This is a genomic window from Glutamicibacter sp. MNS18 (genome assembly GCF_026107515.2).
Taxonomy (GTDB): Bacteria; Actinomycetota; Actinomycetes; order Actinomycetales; family Micrococcaceae; genus Glutamicibacter.
Window position 1 is genome coordinate 20,280 of record NZ_JAPCHW010000014.1, and the last position, 8,525, is coordinate 28,804.

An 8,525-nucleotide genomic window follows, 5' to 3' on the forward strand; every position below is an offset into this window, starting at 1 on the left:
ATGAGCGAGAAAACAAGCACCATGGTCCCCGCCGGATTGGGCAACCCGTTGCGCCACTCCAAGGCGCTGCCCAGCCGCAAGGTCGCCACCCGCTACTGGGTGATCATGGGCCTGCTGATCCTGGCCTCGTTGGGCTTCGCCTACGGCTTCATGGCCTGGGGCAACCCGATGCCACCGGGCTCGGACGGATTCTGGCGGATCGCCGAACTGCGCGCCACCTCGATCACCACCATGGCCATTGTCGCCGTAGCCCAGGCCGTGGCCACGGTCAGCTTCCAGACGGTGACGAACAACCGGATCATCACGCCCTCGATCATGGGCTTCGATTCGCTGTTTGTGGCAGTGCAGACCACTTCTGTCTACCTGCTCGGTGCCGCCGGCGTGGTGGCCCTGCAGGGGGTCCCGCAGTTCATCTTCCAGGTCGTGATCATGGTTGCCCTGGCGGTGGGCCTGTACGGTTGGCTGCTCTCCGGGAAACTGGGCAATATCCAGATCATGCTGCTGATCGGCATCATCATCGGTGCCGGGCTGGGATCGGTCTCCACCTTCATGCAGCGCATGCTCACCCCCAGCGAATTCGATATCCTCACCGCACGGCTCTTCGGCTCGATCTCCAATGCGGATGTCAGCTATTTCCCCATCGCGATCCCGCTGGTGGCGATCTCCGCGGCCTTCCTCATCGGTTCCTCCAAACGGCTGAATGTGGTCTCGCTGGGACGCGACACCACCATGAACCTGGGCATCAACCACCGCCGTGAGGTCATGAAGACGCTGTTCTTCGTCTCGATCCTGATCGCGGTCTCCACCGCGCTGATCGGCCCGCTGACCTTCTTCGGCTTCCTCGCCGCGATGCTCGCCTACCAGCTGGCCGACACCTACGACCACCGCTACGTGTTCCCGATGGCCGTGCTCACCGGGTTCGTCATCCTCTCCGGCGCCTACTTCATCATGAAGAACGTGTTCTACGCCCAGGGCGTGGTGGGCATCATCATCGAGCTGGTTGGCGGCACCGCCTTCCTGATCTTCATCCTCCGAAAGGGTCGACTGTGATTACACTCAAGGACGTACGCAAGCAATACAGTTCCACGGTCGCCATCGGTCCGGTCACCTTGCAGATCCCGGCGGGCGGCATCACCGCGCTGGTGGGCCCGAACGGTGCGGGCAAATCGACCATGCTCACCATGGTCGGGCGTCTGCTGGGTATCGACGAGGGGGCCATCGAGGTGGCCGGCTACGACGTGGCCTCCACCGCCTCGAAGGATCTGGCCAAGATCATCTCGATCCTGCGCCAGGAAAACCACTTCGTCACCCGGCTGACCGTACGCCAGCTGGTGGGGTTCGGCCGCTTCCCGTATACCAAGGGCCGGTTGAACGAGAATGACGAGCAGATCATTTCCCAGGCCATCGACTTCCTGAACCTGAACGAACTGGAGAACCGCTACCTGGACCAACTTTCCGGCGGCCAACGGCAGCGCGCCTACGTGGCCATGGTGCTGGCCCAGGACACCGACTACGTGCTGCTGGACGAGCCGCTGAACAACCTGGACATGAAGCACTCGGTCCAGATGATGAAGCACCTGGCCAAGGCCGCGAAGCAGCTGGGGCGCACTATCGTGATCGTGCTGCACGACATCAACTTCGCCGGCCACTACGCCGACTACATCTGCGCCATGAAACAGGGCAAGGTCATCGAGTTCGGCACCCCGGAGCAGATCATGCGCGATGAGGTGCTCTCCTCGGTCTTCGACACCCCGGTAAATGTGGTGGACGGCCCGAACGGCCCGCTGGCGGTCTACTACTAATCCACCACCGGCAACGGGCCCCGGCTCAGCGCTCCGCCCGATGCCGGTGGGGCCGCTGGTTGCCCAGCGGTATCAAGGCAAGGCCGGCTCTTGAAAGCCGGGGCGTTGTCCCGTTAGTCGGCGCGTTCCTGTTTGAGGATCTGCGTTGTCGTGGCGTCGATGTACAGTTCGAAGCGGCCGCCCGCGTCGGCATCCACCATCACTTCCCAGACCACAACGCCGCGCTCGGTATCCAGATCCAGTTCGGTGACGGAGCCCGGCACCGTGACCAGCGCTGCACCGATGGCTTCGAGCGCAACCACCGCCGGTGGTGTACGTTGCTCGCTGGATAGTTGCAATGGGGACTCCCGTACGAGATCGGCTGTCTGCCGGTCCACATATAGTTCGACCCCGGTGGAATCCTCGCGCAACACCCCGACTTCCCAGACCTCGACTCCCCGCTCCCGTCCCATACCGAGCTCCACGACCGCGCCAGGGGCAAGTTCCATGACACGGCCCACTGCCGCGGAAGCATCCAACGGCCCGGCAATCCGCGTTTCGGTGGGAACGGGTGTTTGGGTGTGTGCAGTTTCCTCGGACTGGGTGGGCTGTGCGGCCGTGGGTGATTGGGTCTGCTCGGACTCCGGCTCGGTTTCCGAAGGTGCGCTACAGCCCGCGAACGCCAGCAGCAGGAACGCGCTTGAAACGGCGGTAAGTGTGCGTTGGGCCTTCATCATGGCTCCTCGGGTTCCGGCAACCCCCTACGTCGAACCGTGGGAATTGTGCGCCGACGTTATCCCGCTGCGGCAATGTGCGCCAGTGAAAATCTCGGATTTCGCGGGTTCATGTAGGGCTGGGCATATCCCATTGCCATTGCGTATGTCTGCGCCCGGAGCACAGACACCGTAACAGCCAGTGCAGCGCCACACAGCCAACGGCAACCACACCCCGCTACCGTAGACATGCAAAGGTTCTTTACATGTTTATCCACAGGCAGCTGCGATGGCCTGCCTCATCATGTCAAGAAGTTCCCACCTCATCGCGGGATCAAGGAAGATGATCCTGTACCTATTCCCCCTTGCTCTCCCCGGATGGATCCAGCCTTGCCAGAATACCCAGACCAACCAGCAGCTGGCCGCGTACCGGTAGGTAGTCCACGACTGCACCGGGCCTGGTTGGTCGCCGGGGTGACCGCTCTGGCACTGATCGCCACCGCCGCGTTCCGCTCGACCACCGGGGCGTTCTTCCAACCGCTTGAGCACGAATTCGGGTGGCACCGCTCGGGACTGTCCACCGCGGTCATGATCAACCTGGTGATCTACGGCTTGGCAGCCCCCTTCGCCGCCACCATGCTCGAGCGCTTCTCGATGCGCAAGGTCGCTATCGGAGCCGGGTTGGCGGTGGTTACTGCCGGCCATCTACTACGCCCTGCGCGGGGTCTTGCCACTGACTTCGCACACCCCAATGGGGCCCGCAGTGGCAGTAGTGTGTTTTGCTCACCGGCTTCCCGCGCGTTTGCGGTTGCACGCGGTACTCCAGACGGTCGACATGTGTTTGGTTCCGGGAGGATCCAGCAAGCGTTCGGAAACCCTGGAGCACCCAGCTAAGGAGACCCACTGTCTTTCTTCCTCGATCGCGGGATGAGTGGCTCAGCAGTTAGCCGTGGCACCGAAGGCATCGCCGCGATAGAAGATTCACTGGATCGCACCAACATCCTAAATGAGCTCAGTACATCGGTATGTTCGGCCCTATCGGCACTATAGGCTGCGATAAGGTCCTTGGAGACGGCGTGCGATGCTGCCGTGAGTAGATTAATGTATGGCGCCGTTGGTGAATTATCGTTGGGCACGACAACACCCATCGTCGCAACAACTTCCTCTTTTGGTCCGCGAACCGGAACCGCAATGCCCCGGGCATCCGGGTGGATGTAACCGCTGCCTACGCAGTACCCCTCGCGACGGACACTATGTAGTAATCGGCGAAGTTGACCAGGATCATTAACGGTTTCAGACGTGTATACCTGATGATCCGAACAAATCATTCGCTCCTGAAAATCCGGCTCGGCATTAGCCAGGAGCACCAGCCCACTGCTCGATGCATGCAGTGGAAGACGCCCACCGATCATTGTGTAGTTCACTACCGCTTGTGGCGAGGACAGCCGTTCGACGAAAACGACTTCCTGGCCGCTGAGCACTCCCATTTGGGCGTGCTGTTTCACTCGGGCGTGCACTGCTGACAGATAAGGTTTAGCGATCTCCCGAAGTCCCACGGCTCCCGGGGTCTTGGAAGCCAGCTCCCAAAGTCGAACCCCTAGACGGTAGGACTTATTGTGGTCTCGTTCCAGGAGCCCATGTTCCACCAGTTCACCGATTAAGCGGTGGGTCGTAGCCAAAGGCAGCCCTGATCGTTCTGAGAGCTCCGAAACTGTCAAGAATACGGCATCAATTTCGAATACGGAAAGCAGCTGCATCGCTCTGCTCAGTGATGAGCGACCTGCTGATCCTCTCGCCATTTCCACCGTTTCCTTTCAATGGAAAACAATCTTACATGCACTTGTGATGTGGGTCATAGTAAGTTTCGCTAGACATCCACGAGCAAAGGACCACACCATGCGCACCCTCCGAATCCCCGGACTATTGTTCGCGATAGCTTCCTCGTCCGTCCTCCTGCTCAGTGCCACTGCTTGCTCAGGTTCCAGCTCCGCAACCATCGCGCCGGAGGAACAGAGCCTCACAGTTGGCTACTTCCCCTTGGTGCACACCGCGACCGCGGTTCATGCGGACAATTCAGGAATCTTTGAGGAGGAAGGACTGGACATCAAGTTGACCGCGACCCAAGGTGGGGCGACCGCTGTCCCGTCTTTGGTATCAGGCAACATCGATGTCATCTACACCAACTACACCTCAGTATTGCTCGCTGCCCACCAAGGCATCGAGTTGAGCATCATCTCCGGCAACGATATCGGAAGCGCCGATCATGGCATCTTCGTCAGCCCGGATTCAGGGATCAGTTCGCTATCCGATCTCAAGGGAAAGACTTTCGCGGTGAATAATCTGCAAAACATCGGCACCATCGCCATCCGTGCCCAGTTGGAATCCGCTGGCCTTGAAGCCAGCGATCTGGATATCGTCGAAATGCCATACCCGGACATGGCTTCCGCCTTGGAGAACGGTATTATCGATGCGGCGTGGCAGGTAGAACCGTTCCAGGCCGGGGCAACCGCCAACGGATTGGTGAAAATCGGTGACTTGTTTGCCGGCCCCGTTGAAGACATGCCGGTCGCTGGTTGGGTGACCACACGGGCCTTCGCCGAGCAGAACCCCGAGGCCATCGAAGCCTTTCAGGAATCCATCGCCCGCTCGGCCAAGGATCTCCAAGACAACCGCGAAGCTTTGGCCGATTTGGTGCCCTCTTATACCAAAGTCAGTGCAGACGTAGTCGAAGCCATCGAGTTGCCTAACTTTAGCTCGGCGTTGGACGCCGCGCAGCTGGAAAAGGCCGCCCAACTCATGCATGAACACGGCATCATTGATTCCCCCTTGGACATCGTCCCGTTGTTGGCTGGAAAATAGGGAATTCGAGGAACAGCATCATGAACAACAAGGTTTCGACTACCGCACCACCAGAAATTTCAGGATCGATTCCCTGCTTGGATTTGGATCCATTTAGTGACGAGTTTCTAATCAACCCATATGAAGGCCATGCGACGATGCGTGTCGCGGGGCCCGTGGTGTGGCTCGAACGTTATGGGGTCTTTGCCGTCGCCCGTTATGCCGAAGTCTCTGCGGTGCTTAGCGACCATTCAACCTTCGTCTCCTCCCGCGGCGTGGGACTCAGCGATTTCGCCAAGGACAAACCCTGGCGCCCGCCTTCGCTCCTCCTGGAGGCCGATCCGCCGGAACATACCGAAGCACGTGCAGTAGTCAGCAAGATATTGAACCCCAAGCTATTGCGGTCCATGAAGGAAGAATTCCAAGCCCAAGCCGATGCGGTAGTAGCAGAAGTCGCTGCCAAAGGGGAAATCGACGGAGTCAAGGATCTTGCTGAAAGATACCCGCTGCAAGTTTTCCCTGACTGGGTCGGCTTGGATCGGGATGGTCGAGAAAACCTGCTGCCATATGGTTCGATGGTTTTTAACACCTTCGGTCCGGTCAACGAGCTGTATTCCATGGCGTTGGAACGCGGAAGTGCGGCGGTTCCATGGATTACCGAACAGTGCCAGCCTGGGCGTCCGGATCCCGACGGATTCGGGGCCCAGATTCACCGCGAAGCCGCGGCTGCAGGTTACAGCGAAGACGACCAGGCACGACTATTGCGTTCCTTTCTCTCGGCCGGTGTCGATACAACGGTCCATGGAATCGGTTCAGCGATGCAAGCGTTGGCCGAGCATCCTGCGCAATTCGAAGCTCTGAAAGCAGACCCCAAGAAGGCACGAGCTGCGTTTGAGGAGACAATCCGCTATGCCTCTCCGGTGCAGACGTTCTTCCGAACAGCGAACGGAGACACCGAGATTGCTGGTGTTGCCATTCCCGAAGGATCGAAGATCTTGATGTTTCTGGCTTCAGCCAACCGCGATCCACGCCAGTGGGAGGAACCGAATTCCTTCGATATCACTCGTCGCGCCGGAGGTCACGTCGGATTCGGATTCGGGGTGCATGCCTGTCTCGGCCAGATGTTGGCTCGTCTCGAAGGCGAATGCGTGCTGAACGCATTGGCTCGACTCGTTAAGAAGATCGAACCGGCAGGCGAGGCCAAGATTCAACTGAATAACACGTTGCGTGGTCTTGATTACCTGCCACTGCGGCTTACCCCGTCCACGTCCTAGAAATGATCTGGAGTAGCTACCTTGTCACCCATCACCTTTGTACAGCCCGATGGCACCGAACGTATCGTGAACGTGGAGTCAGGCCTTAGCGTCATGCGTACAGCCTTGGCCAACAACATCCCGGGAATCGTCGCGGAATGCGGAGGCAATGCCATGTGCGCCACCTGCCACGTCTTCGTTGATTCCAGCCAAGGGCTACCGACCATCGGCGATGAAGAAGACGGCCTGTTGGATTGCACAGCCACAGACCGAAGAACGGGAAGTCGTCTCTCATGCCAGATCCCGGCCCTACCCGGATTGCGAATATCCGTACCTGAGGAGCAGTAATGAACCTATCATCCACGCTCATCATCGGCGCCGGCCAGGCGGGTTTGGAACTGGCCGCCGCGCTGCGTGCGGCCGGTAGCCAGGAGCCCATTACGCTCCTTGGATCCGAGGAACACCTGCCCTACCAGCGCCCGCCGTTGTCCAAAGGTTACTTGTCAGGCGCAAGTAACAGCCTGGATTCGCAGCTGCGTTCCGATGATTGGTTTGCCGAACAGGAGATCTCGATACTCACCGGTCGTCGTGTCGAATCCCTGGCTTGGAAATCGGCGGAGTATGGTGAAGCCCTTGATGCTACCGGAACTACCCATAAGTTCACTAGCTTGGCGTTGGCTACCGGAGCAAACGTACGCAAGCTTCAGGTTCCGGGGTCCCAACTGCGAGGCATGCACTATCTTCGCACCAAGGCCGATGCGGATGGCTTGGCGACATCATTGACCCCCGGCGCCAGGATCGTGATTGTCGGAGGTGGATTTATCGGTCTCGAAATCGCTTCGACTGCGATGCGCTTGGGCTGTCATGTCACCGTACTGGAGGTTTCGGACCGTCTCATCGGTCGCGCTGTCTGTGAGGAAACCAGCAAATTCTATGCCCAGGCACTTCGTTCACGAGGGATCGAGGTACACACCAAGGTACAGATCTCCGCCATTAGTGGAACGGAAACGGTCAGCGGTGTGCAAGTGATCGATTCAGCCGGTGTTGAGAAGACGCTGGAGGCCGCGGCAGTTGTCGTAGGTATCGGGGTCGTTCCCGAGACTTCGCTCGCTGAGAAACTCGGATTGGACATTGAGAACGGCATCCTTGTTGATACTCAGATGCTGGCTTCGGACGGTCGCACTGTGGCTATTGGCGATGGGGCCAACATGCCATTTCCCGGACTCGGCAGGACCGGGTTCGAGCGCATACGTCTCGAGAGTGTTCCCAATGCGATCGAGCAGGCGCGCGTTGCAGCAGCGACCCTCACTGGAGCTCGCGAAAGCTACAGTACCATTCCCTGGTTCTGGTCTGACCAGGGCAGTCTGAAACTACAGATCGCCGGATTGTCACACGGATACGACCAGACGGTACTCCGCGGCAACATCCAAGACGAGACATTCTCCATTCTGTATTTCAGGGAAGGGGTATTGCTCGCTGCGGATTGCGTTAACCAGCCCAAGGATTTCATGGCCGTGAAGATGGCGTTGGCCAAGGGAATAAGTCTTGACCCGTGGCAGGCCATGGATTCGGATGTCGCCCTAAGAGATTTACTCAAATCGCAGATGGCTATGAGTCAGTGAAACAAAAACATGTCGTGCCGGGTTCTTTTCCTCCACGCCACACACGAAACCAATTCCTGAATCGCCAAATGCGTGTTTCATATGATCTTTCGCTCCAAACCGGAGGTATCCAGCGATGAGCGTTGACTTTTCCGCAACGACAAGAGAGGGGATGTCGTTGTCTGAATCCCCTGCTCAAACCGCATCCGAGAGTAAGGCTGCTTCGGCGAAGAAGGGCACCGGGCTTCCGCGTCCGGTGTTGGGGTTGATCGGTATCCTGGTGTTCCTGGGGATCTGGGAATTGATGCCGGTGTTGGGTCTGGTGCAGGCCCGGTATCT

Annotated in this window: 9 protein-coding genes; 7 read left to right on the plus strand and 2 right to left on the minus strand. The window is 58.8% G+C overall.

The genetic code is table 11. The features are described 5' to 3' along the window. Together OK351_RS15145 and OK351_RS15150 are read left to right on the plus strand one after the other, a co-directional pair. Complete coding sequence (locus OK351_RS15145) at positions 1 to 1,050, plus strand: iron chelate uptake ABC transporter family permease subunit (RefSeq protein ID WP_265160653.1); 1,050 nt, start codon at positions 1 to 3, stop codon at positions 1,048 to 1,050. Then, on the plus strand, positions 1,047 to 1,802 hold the full coding sequence (locus OK351_RS15150; protein ID WP_265160655.1) for an iron ABC transporter ATP-binding protein: 756 nt from the start codon (positions 1,047 to 1,049) through the stop codon (positions 1,800 to 1,802). Before OK351_RS15145 ends, OK351_RS15150 begins: the two co-directional genes overlap by 4 nt. A 113-nt stretch (positions 1,803 to 1,915) precedes the next feature. On the opposite strand, the gene OK351_RS15155 is transcribed toward OK351_RS15150, so the two are convergent. Then, a complete protein-coding gene (locus OK351_RS15155; protein WP_265160657.1) occupies positions 1,916 to 2,518 on the minus strand; it encodes a PepSY domain-containing protein in 603 nt (200 codons plus the stop codon). A 366-nt stretch (positions 2,519 to 2,884) separates the two neighbouring features. On the opposite strand from OK351_RS15155, the gene OK351_RS15160 reads away from it, so the two are divergent. Then, positions 2,885 to 3,388, plus strand: a complete 504-nt coding sequence (locus tag OK351_RS15160; protein WP_265160659.1) for an MFS transporter — start codon at positions 2,885 to 2,887, stop codon at positions 3,386 to 3,388. On the opposite strand, the gene OK351_RS17980 is transcribed toward OK351_RS15160, so the two are convergent. Continuing rightward, entirely contained in the window at positions 3,385 to 4,293 is a 909-nt protein-coding gene (locus OK351_RS17980; protein WP_371931465.1) for an IclR family transcriptional regulator, read from the minus strand. The genes OK351_RS15160 and OK351_RS17980 overlap by 4 nt on opposite strands. A 97-nt stretch (positions 4,294 to 4,390) precedes the next feature. Here OK351_RS17980 and OK351_RS15165 point away from each other — a divergent pair, with 97 nt between their 5' ends. The 4 genes from OK351_RS15165 to OK351_RS15180 are packed head-to-tail and all read left to right on the plus strand — an operon-like array spanning position 4,391 to position 8,207. Next, positions 4,391 to 5,353 carry an ABC transporter substrate-binding protein gene (locus OK351_RS15165; RefSeq protein ID WP_265160661.1) on the plus strand — a complete coding sequence of 321 codons (963 nt, stop codon included), beginning with the start codon at positions 4,391 to 4,393 and terminating at the stop codon, positions 5,351 to 5,353. A gap of 20 nt (positions 5,354 to 5,373) precedes the next feature. After that, on the plus strand, positions 5,374 to 6,606 hold the full coding sequence (locus tag OK351_RS15170; protein ID WP_265160663.1) for a cytochrome P450: 1,233 nt from the start codon (positions 5,374 to 5,376) through the stop codon (positions 6,604 to 6,606). A 21-nt stretch (positions 6,607 to 6,627) separates the two neighbouring features. After that, positions 6,628 to 6,933 (plus strand): 2Fe-2S iron-sulfur cluster-binding protein, encoded by a 306-nt coding sequence (locus OK351_RS15175; RefSeq protein ID WP_265160665.1) that lies wholly within the window; start codon positions 6,628 to 6,630, stop codon positions 6,931 to 6,933. Beyond that, positions 6,933 to 8,207, plus strand: a complete 1,275-nt coding sequence (locus OK351_RS15180) for an NAD(P)/FAD-dependent oxidoreductase (RefSeq protein WP_265160667.1) — start codon at positions 6,933 to 6,935, stop codon at positions 8,205 to 8,207. Before OK351_RS15175 ends, OK351_RS15180 begins: the two co-directional genes overlap by 1 nt. Positions 8,208 to 8,525 lie beyond the last annotated feature (318 nt).

Bases quoted from the DNA above. Each gene is read 5' to 3' on its own strand.
- OK351_RS15145 (WP_265160653.1), top strand. From the start codon at position 1: ATGAGCGAGAAAACAAGCACCATGGTCCCCGCCGGATTGGGCAACCCG.
- OK351_RS15155 (WP_265160657.1), bottom strand. From the start codon at position 2,518: ATGATGAAGGCCCAACGCACACTTACCGCCGTTTCAAGCGCGTTCCTG.
- OK351_RS17980 (WP_371931465.1), bottom strand. From the start codon at position 4,293: ATGGCGAGAGGATCAGCAGGTCGCTCATCACTGAGCAGAGCGATGCAG.
- OK351_RS15165 (WP_265160661.1), top strand. From the start codon at position 4,391: ATGCGCACCCTCCGAATCCCCGGACTATTGTTCGCGATAGCTTCCTCG.
- OK351_RS15170 (WP_265160663.1), top strand. From the start codon at position 5,374: ATGAACAACAAGGTTTCGACTACCGCACCACCAGAAATTTCAGGATCG.
- OK351_RS15180 (WP_265160667.1), top strand. From the start codon at position 6,933: ATGAACCTATCATCCACGCTCATCATCGGCGCCGGCCAGGCGGGTTTG.